This window comes from Enterobacter sp. DC1 (assembly GCF_000568075.1).
GTDB classification, from domain to species: Bacteria; Pseudomonadota; Gammaproteobacteria; order Enterobacterales; family Enterobacteriaceae; genus Enterobacter; species Enterobacter asburiae.
In genome coordinates this window covers 314972-328235 of sequence record NZ_AZUA01000003.1, presented here as the reverse complement: position 1 = coordinate 328235, position 13264 = coordinate 314972, and the positions used below count along the sequence as shown (strand labels likewise).

The 13264-nt window shown below is 57.2% G+C and carries 18 protein-coding genes; 12 read left to right on the top strand and 6 right to left on the bottom strand.

Annotated elements, in window-relative coordinates:
- Positions 1–45 precede the first annotated feature (45 nt).
- On the top strand, positions 46–606 hold the full coding sequence (locus tag P346_RS10115; RefSeq protein WP_032660056.1) for a YqgE/AlgH family protein: 561 nt from the start codon (positions 46–48) through the stop codon (positions 604–606).
- Positions 606–1022: a Holliday junction resolvase RuvX gene (ruvX, locus tag P346_RS10120; RefSeq protein WP_029739223.1), complete on the top strand. Its 417-nt coding sequence runs from the start codon at positions 606–608 to the stop codon at positions 1020–1022. The genes P346_RS10115 and ruvX overlap by 1 nt, the downstream gene beginning before the upstream one ends.
- Positions 1023–1032: 10 nt before the next feature.
- Here ruvX and P346_RS10125 read toward each other — a convergent pair whose 3' ends face one another.
- Positions 1033–2013: a type IV pilus twitching motility protein PilT gene (locus P346_RS10125; protein ID WP_032660053.1), complete on the bottom strand. Its 981-nt coding sequence runs from the start codon at positions 2011–2013 to the stop codon at positions 1033–1035.
- A gap of 17 nt (positions 2014–2030) precedes the next feature.
- On the opposite strand from P346_RS10125, the gene P346_RS10130 reads away from it, so the two are divergent.
- From P346_RS10130 to P346_RS10155, 6 genes are all read left to right on the top strand, one after another.
- Positions 2031–2732 carry a YggS family pyridoxal phosphate-dependent enzyme gene (locus P346_RS10130; RefSeq protein WP_032660051.1) on the top strand — a complete coding sequence of 234 codons (702 nt, stop codon included), beginning with the start codon at positions 2031–2033 and terminating at the stop codon, positions 2730–2732.
- A gap of 21 nt (positions 2733–2753) precedes the next feature.
- Positions 2754–3320, top strand: coding sequence for a YggT family protein (locus P346_RS10135; RefSeq protein ID WP_024906554.1), 567 nt, complete (start codon positions 2754–2756; stop codon positions 3318–3320).
- Positions 3317–3613, top strand: a complete 297-nt coding sequence (gene yggU / locus P346_RS23250; RefSeq protein WP_023333349.1) for a DUF167 family protein YggU — start codon at positions 3317–3319, stop codon at positions 3611–3613. Before P346_RS10135 ends, yggU begins: the two co-directional genes overlap by 4 nt.
- Positions 3614–3616: 3 nt before the next feature.
- The gene (locus P346_RS10145; protein ID WP_032660047.1) at positions 3617–4210 is read left to right on the top strand and encodes an XTP/dITP diphosphatase; all 594 of its coding nucleotides are present in this window, start codon (positions 3617–3619) and stop codon (positions 4208–4210) included.
- Entirely contained in the window at positions 4203–5345 is a 1143-nt protein-coding gene (gene hemW, locus P346_RS10150) for a radical SAM family heme chaperone HemW (RefSeq protein WP_032660044.1), read from the top strand. Before P346_RS10145 ends, hemW begins: the two co-directional genes overlap by 8 nt.
- 63 nt (positions 5346–5408) lie before the next feature.
- Positions 5409–5747: an endonuclease domain-containing protein gene (locus P346_RS10155; protein ID WP_032660042.1), complete on the top strand. Its 339-nt coding sequence runs from the start codon at positions 5409–5411 to the stop codon at positions 5745–5747.
- Between the two features lie 82 nt (positions 5748–5829).
- Here P346_RS10155 and P346_RS10160 read toward each other — a convergent pair whose 3' ends face one another.
- From P346_RS10160 to trmB, 3 genes are read right to left on the bottom strand one after another with little or no spacing between them, the layout of a single operon-like run.
- Entirely contained in the window at positions 5830–6546 is a 717-nt protein-coding gene (locus tag P346_RS10160) for a DUF2884 domain-containing protein (RefSeq protein ID WP_023309135.1), read from the bottom strand.
- Positions 6547–6602: 56 nt separating this feature from the next.
- Positions 6603–6929, bottom strand: coding sequence for a YggL family protein (locus P346_RS10165; protein ID WP_014885198.1), 327 nt, complete (start codon positions 6927–6929; stop codon positions 6603–6605).
- Positions 6929–7648 carry a tRNA (guanosine(46)-N7)-methyltransferase TrmB gene (trmB, locus tag P346_RS10170; protein WP_029739764.1) on the bottom strand — a complete coding sequence of 240 codons (720 nt, stop codon included), beginning with the start codon at positions 7646–7648 and terminating at the stop codon, positions 6929–6931. The genes P346_RS10165 and trmB overlap by 1 nt, the downstream gene beginning before the upstream one ends.
- A gap of 144 nt (positions 7649–7792) precedes the next feature.
- Here trmB and mutY point away from each other — a divergent pair, with 144 nt between their 5' ends.
- From mutY to P346_RS10190, 4 genes are all read left to right on the top strand, one after another.
- The gene (gene mutY, locus P346_RS10175) at positions 7793–8845 is read left to right on the top strand and encodes an A/G-specific adenine glycosylase (protein ID WP_193743814.1); all 1053 of its coding nucleotides are present in this window, start codon (positions 7793–7795) and stop codon (positions 8843–8845) included.
- Between the two features lie 26 nt (positions 8846–8871).
- Positions 8872–9144 (top strand): oxidative damage protection protein, encoded by a 273-nt coding sequence (locus P346_RS10180; protein ID WP_023309138.1) that lies wholly within the window; start codon positions 8872–8874, stop codon positions 9142–9144.
- A gap of 124 nt (positions 9145–9268) precedes the next feature.
- A complete protein-coding gene (gene mltC, locus P346_RS10185) occupies positions 9269–10345 on the top strand; it encodes a membrane-bound lytic murein transglycosylase MltC (protein WP_032660036.1) in 1077 nt (358 codons plus the stop codon).
- A gap of 250 nt (positions 10346–10595) precedes the next feature.
- Complete coding sequence (locus P346_RS10190) at positions 10596–11852, top strand: nucleoside permease (protein ID WP_032660034.1); 1257 nt, start codon at positions 10596–10598, stop codon at positions 11850–11852.
- Positions 11853–11942: 90 nt separating this feature from the next.
- Here P346_RS10190 and citG read toward each other — a convergent pair whose 3' ends face one another.
- Positions 11943–12746, bottom strand: coding sequence for a triphosphoribosyl-dephospho-CoA synthase CitG (citG, locus tag P346_RS10195; protein ID WP_032660031.1), 804 nt, complete (start codon positions 12744–12746; stop codon positions 11943–11945).
- Positions 12724–13263, bottom strand: coding sequence for a citrate lyase holo-[acyl-carrier protein] synthase (gene citX, locus P346_RS10200; protein WP_032660029.1), 540 nt, complete (start codon positions 13261–13263; stop codon positions 12724–12726). Before citX ends, citG begins: the two co-directional genes overlap by 23 nt.
- Position 13264: the final 1 nt, after the last annotated feature.

Below are 13264 nucleotides of genomic sequence, written 5' to 3'. Positions count from 1 at the left end.
ACTGGGCGCTGTCGCTTTTTAAACCAGGAAACAGTACCTCTGACAATGAATTTACAGCATCACTTTCTTATTGCCATGCCTGCTCTCCAGGACCCGATTTTTCGCCGCGCCGTGGTTTATATTTGTGAATACAATGAAGACGGCGCGATGGGTATTATCATCAATAAACCGCTGGAAAATCTTCAGGTTGAAGGAATTCTGGACAAGCTGAAAATACCGGCTGAAGCGCGACTGCCGGAAATCCGGCTTGATAAACCGGTGATGCTGGGTGGACCTCTTGCAGAAGATCGCGGCTTTATTCTGCATACGCCGCCGGTATTCTCTTCCAGCATTCGAATTTCGGATAACACCGTCATCACGACCTCGCGCGACGTGCTTGAAACGCTGGGCACCGCAGAGCAGCCTTCTGAAGTGCTGGTGGCGCTGGGCTATTCGTCGTGGGAGAAAGGCCAGCTTGAGCAAGAGATCCTTGATAACGCCTGGCTTACCGCACCTGCGGACATGAATATCCTGTTTAAAACCCCTATCTCCGATCGCTGGCGTGACGCGGCGAAGCTGATTGGCATTGATATCCTGACCATGCCTGGCGTAGCGGGGCACGCCTGATGAGCGGAACGCTTCTGGCCTTCGATTTTGGAACCAAAAGCATTGGCGTCGCCGTGGGTCAGCGCATCACCGGTACCGCGCGTCCACTCACGGCCCTGAAGGCTAATGACGGCACGCCAGACTGGAATCTTATCGAGCGTCTGCTCAAAGAGTGGCAGCCGGATGACGTGATTGTTGGGCTCCCGCTGAACATGGACGGCACAGAACAGCCGCTCACCGCACGGGCGCGTAAGTTCGCCAATAAAATCCATGGCCGCTTTGGCGTCTCCGTAAAGCTTCACGACGAGCGTCTCAGCACCGTCGAAGCGCGTGCGGGCCTGTTTGAGCACGGCGGCTTCCGTGCGCTCAACAAGGGCAGCGTGGACTCCGCTTCTGCCGTGATTATCCTCGAAAGCTATTTCGACCAGGGCTTTTAACCACAGGGGCCTACAGCCGCCCCTGCGCCCGTCTCTCCGACAGGCTCTGGTCAAAGTTCTGCATTCCTGCCTGCTGACCGGTTTGAATGATGCCGGGCAGTTGCCACGTTTTCCCTTCGCGAATCAGATTCGCCGCCGCCGCTGTGTTCACCAGCAGTTCATACAACGCGACGCGCCCGCCCTGTAGATCGGGAAGCAGCCTCTGCGCCAGCACCGCCCGCAGGCTGCCGGCCAGCTGGTTACGCACCGGATCTTTCTCCTGCGCCGGGAACGTATCGACCAGCCGTTCAATCGCCTGCGATGCCCCGCGCGTATGCAGCGTCGCCAGCACCAGATGTCCGGTTTCCGCCGCCGTCAGCGCCAGGCGGATCGTTTCGCTGTCGCGCAGTTCTCCCAGCAGAATAACGTCCGGATCCTGGCGTAAGGCGCTGCGCAGCGCTTCAGCAAATGACGGGCTGTGCTGGCCTATCTCCCGCTGCTGGATCAGGCAACGTTCGCTCTGGTAGATAAACTCCACCGGATCTTCAAGCGTGAGGATATGGCCGTCAGCATGGTGGTTAAGAAAATCGACCATCGCCGCCAGCGTAGTGGATTTGCCGCTGCCGGTCGCCCCCGTGACCAGAATCAGCCCGGCGTCATTGGATAACAGTTCCGGGATTACCCTCGGCGCGCCCAGCGAAGAGAGTTGCGGGCAGCTACGCGGCAACAGCCGCAGCGTCACAGAGACACCTCTCATCTGCTTGAAGGCACTGCCGCGCAGCCGCTGGCCTCCCGTCGCCGTCGCGGCAAAATCCACCTGGCCCTTTGCCCACCATGTCCCCTGCTGCTCATCGTTGAGCCACGCTTTTAATAACGCTCCGACATCGGGAGGCGGAAAGGGAGCGGGTTCAAGCCGGCCTAATCTGCGCCAGCGCGGCGGTGAATCACTGCACAGGTGTAGATCGGAGACGTTATGCTTTACACTAAGGGCCACAATTTCTTCCACATCCATAGACTACTCCTCGGAAAATGAACGACATTGCGCATAACCTGGCACAGGTCCGGGACAAAATCTCAGCCGCCGCAGCGCGCTGCGGCCGTGCTTCAGAAGAAATTACGCTGCTTGCAGTCAGCAAAACCAAGCCTGCGAGCGCCATCGCAGAAGCTATGGATGCAGGCCAGCGGGCGTTTGGTGAAAACTACGTGCAGGAAGGCGTGGATAAAATTCGCTACTTTCAGGAACAGGGGAAGACGAGTCTGCAATGGCACTTTATTGGCCCCCTGCAGTCGAACAAAAGCCGTCTGGTGGCAGAGCACTTCGACTGGTGCCACACCATCGACCGCCTGCGTATTGCTACCCGCCTGAATGACCAGCGTCCGGCAGAAATGCCGGCGCTTAACGTGCTGATTCAGGTCAACATCAGCGACGAAAACAGCAAGTCCGGCATTGCGCTGAGCGAGCTGGAGGCGCTGGCCGCAGACGTGGCCGCCCTTCCGCGCTTGACCCTGCGCGGGCTGATGGCAATTCCGGCGCCTGAGTCAAGTTATGAAAGGCAGTTTGCCGTGGCACAGCAAATGGCTGTAGCATTTGAGGCGCTTAAAGCGCGCTATAACACGGTAGACACGCTTTCACTGGGCATGTCGGATGATATGGAAGCCGCCATCGCGGCAGGCAGCACTATGGTGCGCATCGGCACGGCAATTTTCGGTGCGCGCGACTACTCAAAATAATAAGGAAACCTGAGGAACGCCATGAAGACGTTGACTTTCCTGCTCTCAACAGTGCTTGAGCTGTACACGATGGCGCTTTTGCTGCGCGTCTGGATGCAGTGGGCCCGCTGTGATTTTTACAATCCGTTCTCGCAGTTTGTCGTGAAAATCACGCAACCTGTTGTCGGACCATTGCGCCGTATTATCCCGGCCATGGGCCCCATCGACAGTTCGTCTTTGCTGGTGGCGTTTATTCTGAGCGTTATCAAAGCGATCGTGCTATTTATGGTCATCACCTTCCAGCCGATTATCTGGATTGCTGCGGTCCTTATTCTGGTCAAAACCATCGGCCTGCTGATTTTCTGGGTGCTGCTGGTCATGGCCATCATGAGCTGGGTAAGCCAGGGCCGTAGTCCGGTTGAATATGCGCTGATCCAACTGGCCGAGCCGCTGCTGCGCCCGATTCGCAACCTGCTGCCTTCGATGGGCGGTATTGATTTTTCGCCGATGATCCTGGTTCTGCTGCTGTACGTGGTCAATATGGGGATCGCTGAGCTGTTACAGTCCACGGGCAATATGCTGCTGCCGGGGCTGTGGATGGCGCTATGAGTGCAGTAAGCACCTGCGCTGACGGGCTGGTTTTGCGGCTGTATATACAGCCAAAAGCCAGCCGTGACAGTATTGTTGGGCTGCATGGCGACGAGTTAAAAGTCGCCATCACCGCCCCGCCGGTTGACGGCCAGGCGAACGCGCATCTGACCAAATATCTGGCAAAACAGTTTCGCGTCGCCAAAAGCCAGGTCATCATTGAAAAAGGTGAACTTGGGCGACATAAACAGGTAAAAATCCTTAATCCGCAATCTATCCCGACGGAAGTCGCGGCTCTGAAAGAACAGGACTAAACCATGCAGAAAGTTGTTCTCGCGACCGGCAACGCCGGTAAAGTGCGCGAGCTGGCCTCGCTATTAAATGATTTTGGGCTGGACGTGGTCGCCCAGACCGATCTGGGCGTGGAGTCCGCCGAAGAGACGGGGCTGACGTTTATCGAAAACGCGATCCTGAAAGCACGCCACGCCGCGCAGATTACCGGTCTGCCAGCAATTGCCGACGACTCCGGCCTGGCCGTGGATTTTCTCGGCGGTGCGCCGGGGATTTACTCTGCGCGCTACTCCGGCGTTGACGCCACCGACCAGCAGAATCTGGAAAAACTGCTTGTCGCCCTGAAAGACGTCCCGGACGAGCAGCGCACCGCGCAGTTCCACTGCGTACTGGTTTATATGCGCCATGCGGAAGACCCTACGCCGATCGTCTGTCACGGCAGCTGGCCGGGCGTGATTACCCGTGAAGCGGCTGGCAGCGGCGGCTTTGGCTACGACCCGATTTTCTTTGTCCCGACCGAGGGCAAAACCGCTGCGGAACTGACCCGCGAAGAGAAAAGCGCGATATCCCACCGTGGACGCGCGCTGAAACTGTTACTGGAAGCACTGCGTAATGGCTAATTTGCCGCCTCTGAGTCTTTATATTCACATCCCGTGGTGCGTGCAGAAATGCCCGTACTGCGATTTCAATTCGCACGCGCTGAAGGGCGAAGTGCCGCACGATGACTACGTTGCGCATCTGCTGGCCGACCTGGACGCCGATGTCGCTTACGCACAGGGACGTGAAGTTAAGACCATTTTCATTGGTGGCGGTACGCCGAGCCTGCTGTCCGGCCCGGCGATGCAGACGCTGCTGGACGGCGTGCGTGCGCGCCTGAACCTGGCGGCGGATGCGGAAATTACGATGGAAGCCAACCCCGGCACCGTTGAAGCCGACCGTTTTGTCGACTATCAGCGAGCGGGCGTGAACCGCATCTCCATCGGCGTGCAGAGCTTTAGCGAGCCGAAGCTAAAACGTCTGGGGCGCATTCACGGCCCGGAAGAGGCGAAGCGCGCGGCAAACCTGGCGACCGGGCTGGGCCTTCGCAGCTTTAACCTCGATTTGATGCACGGCCTGCCGGATCAGTCGCTGGAAGAGGCGCTGGACGACCTGCGCCAGGCGATCGAACTGAACCCGCCGCACCTGTCGTGGTACCAGCTCACCATCGAGCCAAACACGCTGTTTGGCTCGCGCCCGCCGGTGCTGCCGGACGACGACGCGCTGTGGGATATCTTCGAGCAGGGCCACAGGCTTCTAACCGCTGCGGGCTATCAGCAGTATGAAACGTCCGCGTACGCGAAGCCGGGCTATCAGTGTCAGCACAACCTGAACTACTGGCGCTTTGGCGACTATCTGGGAATTGGCTGCGGCGCGCACGGCAAGGTGACCTTCCCGGACGGCCGCATTCTGCGCACCGCTAAAACCCGCCACCCGCGTGGGTATATGGAAGGCCGCTACCTGGAGCGTCAGCACGACGTCGAGGCGGCGGATAAGCCGTTTGAGTTCTTCATGAACCGCTTCCGTCTGCTGGAAGCCGCGCCGCGCGCGGAATTTGCGCGTTATACCGGGCTGTCGGAGTCGGTGATTCGCCCGCAGATCGACGAGGCGCTGGCGCAGGGGTATCTGACCGAGAGCGAGGAATACTGGCAGATCACCGAGCACGGCAAGCTGTTCTTAAACTCCCTTCTTGAGCTGTTCCTCGCCGAAGAATCCTGAAGGCTGATTCAGGATTTTGCATCCCGCTCTGCCGGCTGAGGGAAAGGCTGGCAGAGTGTGGGGATGGAAAAATCAAAACAACTCCGCAAACAAATGACGCCCGAAGAATTACGCCTCTGGTATTTGCTCAGGGGGCGTCGCTTCTTTGGGTATAAGTTTCGTCGGCAGATGCCTGTTGGTCCGTACATCGTGGATTTTGCCTGCTTTAAGGCGAAGCTGATCGTTGAGCTGGACGGGGGTCAGCATCAGAATGAAGAGGCGTATGACTTACGAAGAAAAGCATTCTTAAACGCAAACGGCTGGGAAGTTTTGCGGTTCTGGAATAACGAATTCAGGGCTAATGAGGAGGAAGTGTTGATAGCTATTCTGCAACGACTGCAATGCCTGATGCCCTCACCCTAACCCTCTCCCACAGGGAGAGGGAACGATTACACCCTCTCCCATGGGGAGAGGGCCGGGGTGAGGGGCCCTGCGCGCAGAGATCTTACTTAAGCGTCCCCACCAGCGCCTTGCGGCTATCTTCCAGCGACACCACGCGTTTACACACGTCTTTGCCGAACTGCTGGAAATCATCTTCCTGGTTCTTCCACTCGTTCTGAATGGAGGTCTGCAAGCCGCCCAGGCTGCCCAGCACGCCCTGCAGCGGGTTACCGCCGCCCTTCAGCACGGCTTTGGCGCCCATCTCGTTGATGCTGTCCTGCAGGATGCCGCCCATCGCCTGATTCACCAGCTGCTGCCCGTCAGCACGGACCTGATCGATCGCCTTGTAGTGGAACGTCAGGCCGTCGGTGCGCGTCTCGATAATGCGGTTCATCTGCTCTTTAAGCTGCTTATCGAGCTTCGTCAGGCGGGTGCGCATGTTGCTGCTCTCACCCACTTCTTTAGTAATGATCTTATCCAGCGCGACGCGGCTTTTCTCAACGCGGGTCAGCGCGCCGTCGTTAATCCACGGCAGTGCGGTACGCAGCTCAGCCTGATAATCCTTCGCCTGCTCGCGCTGCGCGGCAGTCAGGTTTTGCGGCTTGCCGTTAAACGTCACGTTACCATCCGGCGTAATCACCAGATTGCCGTTCTCGCCTTTGACCTGCACGGTTTGCGGGCTTAACACCACGTCATCACGCGGGGTGACGCTACATTGATAATCCGCATGGGCGGTGAATCCAGTTGCCATCAAAGCAACAGCCAGCAACGTTTTGCGCATCTTAAACACTCCCTCAGACAAAATGGGCCAGCTAATGCTGGCCCCTTACTGCTTTATTAGTCCCACCAAACGTCGAAAAGTTCGCTGACGCGGACATCTTCGAGCTTATGGTCTTCAAGCCATTTACGTACCAGCGCCTGATGTTCTTCGGTGCATTTACCCACTTCCTGGGTGCAGATCAGACCTTCCCATGCCAGGTAGCCGCTACCGTCGAAGGCCAGCTTGTTTGGCTCAATGACGTCATTGATGAACGCATCCACGTCCTGATCGATCTGTTCTACACTGGTGCCTTCCGGGAAACGCCACGCAACGGAGAAGCCCACTTCCTGGAATTCTTCGATGTGCATCTTTTTACGCAGACGACGGCTACGATTCTTTGCCATTATTTCACCCTCTCGAACATTAAGTCCCATACACCGTGACCAAGACGATGGCCACGCTGTTCAAATTTCGTTACCGGACGCGATTCCGGACGCGGTACATAGTCGTTGCTCTCAGACTGGTTTTTATACCCGTCCAGCGACGACATCACTTCCAGCATATGTTCCGCATACGGTTCCCAGTCGGTCGCCATATGGAAGACACCGCCCAGCTTCAGCTTACTTTTCACCAGCTCGGCAAACGGTGCCTGAACGATACGGCGTTTATTATGACGTGCTTTGTGCCACGGGTCAGGGAAAAAGAGCTGAACCATGGTTAAAGAATTGTCAGGAATCATTTTATGCAGCACTTCCACCGCGTCGTGACACATCACGCGCAGGTTCTCAACGCCCTCTTCATGGGCCGTTGCCAGGCATGCTCCCACGCCCGGGGAGTGGACTTCGATACCGAGGAAGTTCTGCTCCGGTCGCGCTTTCGCCATAGTCACCAGCGAGGTGCCCATACCAAAACCGATCTCCAGCGTGACGGGTGCTTCGCGGCCGAACAGCTCGGTAAAGTCCAGAGGCTGCTCGCTGAACTCAACGCCCATCACCGGCCAGTAGTTGTCCAGCGCATGTTGCTGCCCTTTTGTCAGGCGGCCCTGACGGCGGACAAAGCTGCGAATACGGCGCAGCGGGCGACCGTTTTCATCAAATTCCGGTGAAATGACGTCGTTTTTCATAAAAGAGTTGTCTGCTTGTGAGAATGTTCGGGAAACGGGCATTATCCAAAGTTAAGGCTTCTATGCAAGCATGGGAAAGATCCGGTTTACAGCAGATTGACGCTGTGCTGCAATCTGCGTCCCTGATTATGCGAATCGATGACCATGCAAGCCTCTCAATTTTCAGCCCAGGTGCTGGACTGGTACGACAAATACGGGCGTAAAACCCTGCCCTGGCAAATTGAAAAAACGCCTTATAAAGTATGGCTCTCCGAGGTGATGTTGCAACAAACTCAGGTCGCCACGGTCATTCCTTACTTCGAGCGTTTTATGGCGCGCTTCCCGACGGTGACCGATCTGGCCAACGCGCCGCTGGACGAGGTCCTGCACCTGTGGACCGGTCTTGGCTATTACGCCCGCGCGCGTAACCTTCACAAGGCCGCACAGCAGGTCGCGACGCGCCACAATGGGAAATTCCCGGAAACCTTCGATGAGGTGGCCGATCTCCCCGGCGTCGGACGTTCAACCGCAGGCGCTATTCTCTCCCTGTCTTTAGGCAAGCATTTCCCGATCCTCGACGGCAACGTGAAGCGCGTGCTGGCACGCTGCTATGCCGTCGACGGCTGGCCGGGGAAGAAGGACGTTGAAAAACGTCTTTGGGAAATAAGTGAAGCGGTCACCCCGGCCAACGGCGTCGAGCGTTTCAACCAGGCGATGATGGATCTCGGCGCGATGGTCTGCACGCGCTCAAAACCAAAATGCGAGCTCTGCCCGGTGAATAATCTCTGCGTGGCGTATGCCAACCATTCATGGGCGCAATATCCGGGTAAGAAACCCAAACAGACGCTGCCGGAGCGCACCGGCTATATGCTGCTGATGCAGCACGGCGACGAGGTTTTCCTCGCCCAGCGTCCACCGAGCGGTCTGTGGGGTGGTCTATACTGCTTCCCACAGTTTGAAGATGAAGATTTGCTGCGTGAATGGCTTAAACAGCGCGGGATTGCTGCCGATAACCTGACGCAGCTGACCGCGTTTCGCCATACGTTCAGCCATTTCCACCTGGATATTGTACCCATGTGGCTTCCCATGTCGTCATTTGCCTCGTGCATGGATGAAGGCACCGCTCTCTGGTATAACTTAGCGCAACCGCCATCAGTCGGACTGGCGGCTCCCGTGGAGCGCCTGTTACAGCAATTACGTGCCGGTGCAATGGTTTAGCATCGACAAGAAAAAGAGGAATGAGTATGGCCAGAACGATTTTTTGTACTTTCCTGCAGCGTGACGCTGAAGGCCAGGATTTCCAGCTTTATCCGGGCGATCTGGGTAAACGCATCTACAATGAAATCTCCAAAGAAGCCTGGGGACAGTGGCAGAAAAAGCAGACCATGCTGATCAACGAGAAAAAACTCAGCATGATGAACCCGGAACACCGCAAGCTGCTGGAGCAGGAGATGGTGAGCTTCCTGTTCGAAGGTAAAGATGTGCACATCGAAGGCTACACGCCACCGGAAAAATAATATCGAGCGGCTGTTGCCGGGTGGCGCTGCGCTTACCCGGCCTACAAAACCGTAGGCCCGTGCAAGCGTAGCGCTGCCGGGCAATAGCAACGACTAAGCAAACACAACACGCACTCCCGGAATGATGAAAAAACTTTTAGCGCTAGCCCTTGTTGCGCCGTTGCTTGTCTCGTGTTCGTCAAAAAAAGGCGAAGATTACAACGAAGCCTGGATCAAGGACACCAACGGTTTTGACATTTTGATGGGGCAGTTTGCCCACAACATCGAGAATATATGGGGATTTAACGAAGTTCTTATTGCCGGACCTAAGGACTACGTTAAGTACACCGATGCCTATCAGACCCGTAGCCACATTAACTTTGATGAGGGCACGATCACGATTGAGACAATTGCAGGCACCGACCCTGCGGCACGACTCCGTCAGGCGATTATCAAAACCCTGCTGATGGGTGACGATCCGGGATCTATCGATCTCTACTCCGATGCCGACGATATCACGATCTCGAAAGAGCCGTTCCTGTACGGCCAGGTTGTCGATCAGACCGGCCAGCCGATCCGCTGGGAAGGTCGCGCCACGAAATTTGCCGACTACCTGCTGCAGACGCGCCTGAAAAGCCGCTCCAACGGTTTGAAGATTATTTACAGCGTCACCATCAACCTCGTCCCGAACCACCTCGACAAGCGTGCGCATAAGTACATTGGGATGGTGCGTCAGGCCTCGCGCAAGTACGGCGTGGATGAGTCGCTGATCCTGGCGATTATGCAGACCGAGTCCTCGTTCAACCCGTACGCGGTAAGCCGTTCCGACGCCCTTGGGCTGATGCAGGTTGTGCAGCACAGCGCCGGGAAAGACGTCTTCCGCGCGCAGGGGAAATCCGGCACGCCGAGCCGCAGCTATCTGTTCGATCCGCAGAGCAACATTGATACCGGCACGGCCTATCTGGCGATGCTGAACAATGTCTACCTGGGCGGCATTGATAACCCAACGTCACGCCGCTATGCGGTGATCACCGCCTATAACGGCGGTGCGGGCAGCGTGCTGCGCGTCTTCTCAAATGACAAGGTGCAGGCCGCAAACATCATCAACAGCATGGCGCCGGGGGATGTCTACTCAACCCTCACCACCCGCCACCCGTCTGCGGAATCCCGTCGCTATCTGTATAAGGTGAATACGGCGCAGAAGAACTATCGTCGTCGCTAGAAAACTACCCCTCACCCTGCCCTCTCCCTCTGGGAGAGGGCAGGGTGAGGGCATCAGGCCGCACTCATCCCACTTCCACCCATACGAAAATGTTATTTGCATCACAATCCAAACTGCAAATTAATGTGGATTGCATTTTTTTGCGGGAGGTAACAAAACATATCGTTGCCAACTGATAGAATTGCATCAAATAACAACCCTGAATGTTCCCAAAACAACATATCTCCCGCTCACTTGTGAGGAAAGTAACATGAACCTTAAGCTGCAGCTTAAAATATTGTCGTTTCTGCAGTTCTGCCTGTGGGGTAGCTGGCTGACCACACTCGGCTCCTATATGTTTGTGACGCTCAAGTTCGACGGTGCGTCAATCGGTGCCGTATACAGCTCGCTCGGTATTGCGGCTGTCTTCATGCCAACGCTGCTCGGTATCGTGGCGGATAAATGGTTGAGTGCGAAGTGGCTGTACATGCTTTGCCATCTGGTGGGCGCGGGGACGCTGTTTATGGCAGCCCAGGTGACCACGCCGGGAGCGATGTTCATGGTGATCCTGCTTAACTCGCTGGCCTATATGCCAACGCTTGGCCTGATCAACACCATCTCCTACCACCGCATCAAGTCTGCGGGCATGGACATCGTGACCGATTTCCCGCCAATCCGTATCTGGGGCACCATCGGCTTTATCATGGCGATGTGGGGCGTGAGCTTCGCGGGCTTTGAACTGAGCCATATGCAGCTCTATATCGGTGCGGCGCTCTCCGTGGTGCTGGCCGTGTTTACCCTGACGCTGCCGCATATTCCGGTGTCTAACCAGCAGAAAAACCAGAGCTGGAGCGCCATGCTCGGCCTGGACGCGTTCGCGCTGTTTAAAAACAAGCGCATGGCGATCTTCTTTATCTTCTCCATGCTGCTGGGCGCAGAGCTGCAGATCACCAACATGTTCGGCAATACCTTCCTGCACAGCTTCGACAACAACCCGCTGTTTGCCGGAAGCTTTATCGTCGAGCACGCGTCGGTGATGATGTCCATCTCTCAGATCTCTGAGACGCTGTTCATCCTGACCATCCCATTCTTCCTGAGCCGCTACGGCATCAAGAACGTCATGCTGATCAGTATCGCTGCATGGATGCTGCGCTTCGGCCTGTTCGCCTACGGTGACCCGAGCGCGTTTGGTACCGTGCTGCTGGTGCTGTCGATGATCGTTTACGGCTGCGCCTTCGACTTCTTCAACATCTCCGGTTCGGTGTTTGTGGAAAAAGAGGTGAAGCCTGAAATCCGCGCCAGCGCGCAGGGTATGTTCCTGATGATGACCAACGGCTTCGGCTGTATTCTGGGCGGCGTGATGAGCGGTAAAGTGGTAGAGATGTACACCACCAACGGCATCACCAACTGGCAGCCCGTGTGGCTGATCTTCGCGGCGTACTCGCTGGTGCTGTTCTTCGCGTTCATCGCACTGTTCAAGTACAAGCACGTGCGCGAGCCGCACGGTGCGCAGCCGATTGCGCATTAATCCTTGATGTCTTTTGCCCGGTGGCGGCTTCGCCTTACCGGGCCTACAAAAGCACGGAGAGTAGGCCGGGTGAGCGTTAGCGCCACCCGGCTATTTTATTGCAGACAGCACCCACCCCACCGACAGCAAATCCGCGCTGCCGCCCGGGCTCAGATTGCGTTCAATCAATGCCTTATCCATCTTAAGCAACGCCTCGCGATCCCAGCCGTTAGCCAGCAGTTCCCGCGCGTAGCCCTGAACGTAGCGCAGCCCTTCAATGCCGCCGCGCGACACGAGATTACTGTCCTGATTAACCGACATCAGGCGCAGCAGCAGGCCGTGAAGCGACTGTCCGTTCCACTGCGCCAGCGCCCTACGCGCCGTCGCAAAGCCGCTTTCCGCCTCACCGCGCGCGCCGGTTAAGCCGTACTGCTGAAACTGCCGCTCGCCCGCCGTCGCCTGTCCGCTGCGCGCGGCCAGCTCACGCGACACCAGCCCGCTGCAGATGTTACTCACCTCACAGCAGAGGCTGTCTGCGGAGATATTTTTCACACGCCCGACGGCGAAGCACAGTAAACCCAGGGCAAAAATCCCGCCCTTGTGGGTGTTCACTCCGTTCGTCGCGGCGTACATCGCCTGCTCGCAGGCCATCCCCATCGGGCGGATAATCCGCAGCTGTGCGTCAGCGGGTTTATCCGCATGCGCACTACCCAGCTCGGCAAAGCGCGAAAACCACGGCGTAATCGCCGCGATGCTGCGGACGAACAGCGCGTGGTCCATATCGCGATGGGAACCGTTATTGAGCTTGTCCACCAGCCCCGGTTTGGGCGTCAGCTCCAGCTCCTGCCATAGCGCCGCTTCGGCAAGCGCGGGCACGTCAGCCGGGCGCGGTTTAGTCGCGAGCAAACCATTCATCAATCATCTTCTCCACGCGGGAAACCACCTTCTCAACGGGGTGATTGCGCGAACGGGAACAGGCGTGAGCGGGTTCGTCGCAGATCAGGCAGCGTCTGAGGTTTGCCCCCAGCGACTGACGCCCGACGTGGCCGTGCTGAGGGCAGATCACGTCCAGATCCCACAGCCTGCCGAGCGGGTGCGTCTGCTCCAGATCCGCACAGTGCGCTTTGATTTCCGCCGCCGGATGGGCCACGCACCACAGAGCTTCTGGCCCGGTAGGGAGCCACAGCACCTGGCGGTCCAGCACCTGCCAGCGGTTTTCCCACAGCAGCTGGTCACACATTTGCAGCGCCACGCCCATGGTATTGCGATAGCGCAGGCTGTCTTTGATTTCCCCTGGCGTGACCAGCGTGAGGGAAATCACCGGTTGTTGATAGTGCGTAAGCATGTCAGCCTGGCGCGCCGCGCGGCGATCTTTCGCCACCAGCAGTTCATCCAGGCTGACACCCGCCCGCACGGGTGTCGCTGTTGTCATA

Bases quoted from the DNA above. Each gene is read 5' to 3' on its own strand.
- P346_RS10115 (WP_032660056.1), top strand. From the start codon at position 46: ATGAATTTACAGCATCACTTTCTTATTGCCATGCCTGCTCTCCAGGAC.
- ruvX (WP_029739223.1), top strand. From the start codon at position 606: ATGAGCGGAACGCTTCTGGCCTTCGATTTTGGAACCAAAAGCATTGGC.
- P346_RS10125 (WP_032660053.1), bottom strand. From the start codon at position 2,013: ATGGATGTGGAAGAAATTGTGGCCCTTAGTGTAAAGCATAACGTCTCC.
- P346_RS10130 (WP_032660051.1), top strand. From the start codon at position 2,031: ATGAACGACATTGCGCATAACCTGGCACAGGTCCGGGACAAAATCTCA.
- P346_RS10135 (WP_024906554.1), top strand. From the start codon at position 2,754: ATGAAGACGTTGACTTTCCTGCTCTCAACAGTGCTTGAGCTGTACACG.
- yggU (WP_023333349.1), top strand. From the start codon at position 3,317: ATGAGTGCAGTAAGCACCTGCGCTGACGGGCTGGTTTTGCGGCTGTAT.
- P346_RS10145 (WP_032660047.1), top strand. From the start codon at position 3,617: ATGCAGAAAGTTGTTCTCGCGACCGGCAACGCCGGTAAAGTGCGCGAG.
- hemW (WP_032660044.1), top strand. From the start codon at position 4,203: ATGGCTAATTTGCCGCCTCTGAGTCTTTATATTCACATCCCGTGGTGC.
- P346_RS10155 (WP_032660042.1), top strand. From the start codon at position 5,409: ATGGAAAAATCAAAACAACTCCGCAAACAAATGACGCCCGAAGAATTA.
- P346_RS10160 (WP_023309135.1), bottom strand. From the start codon at position 6,546: ATGCGCAAAACGTTGCTGGCTGTTGCTTTGATGGCAACTGGATTCACC.
- P346_RS10165 (WP_014885198.1), bottom strand. From the start codon at position 6,929: ATGGCAAAGAATCGTAGCCGTCGTCTGCGTAAAAAGATGCACATCGAA.
- trmB (WP_029739764.1), bottom strand. From the start codon at position 7,648: ATGAAAAACGACGTCATTTCACCGGAATTTGATGAAAACGGTCGCCCG.
- mutY (WP_193743814.1), top strand. From the start codon at position 7,793: ATGCAAGCCTCTCAATTTTCAGCCCAGGTGCTGGACTGGTACGACAAA.
- P346_RS10180 (WP_023309138.1), top strand. From the start codon at position 8,872: ATGGCCAGAACGATTTTTTGTACTTTCCTGCAGCGTGACGCTGAAGGC.
- mltC (WP_032660036.1), top strand. From the start codon at position 9,269: ATGAAAAAACTTTTAGCGCTAGCCCTTGTTGCGCCGTTGCTTGTCTCG.
- P346_RS10190 (WP_032660034.1), top strand. From the start codon at position 10,596: ATGAACCTTAAGCTGCAGCTTAAAATATTGTCGTTTCTGCAGTTCTGC.
- citG (WP_032660031.1), bottom strand. From the start codon at position 12,746: ATGAATGGTTTGCTCGCGACTAAACCGCGCCCGGCTGACGTGCCCGCG.
- citX (WP_032660029.1), bottom strand. From the start codon at position 13,263: ATGACAACAGCGACACCCGTGCGGGCGGGTGTCAGCCTGGATGAACTG.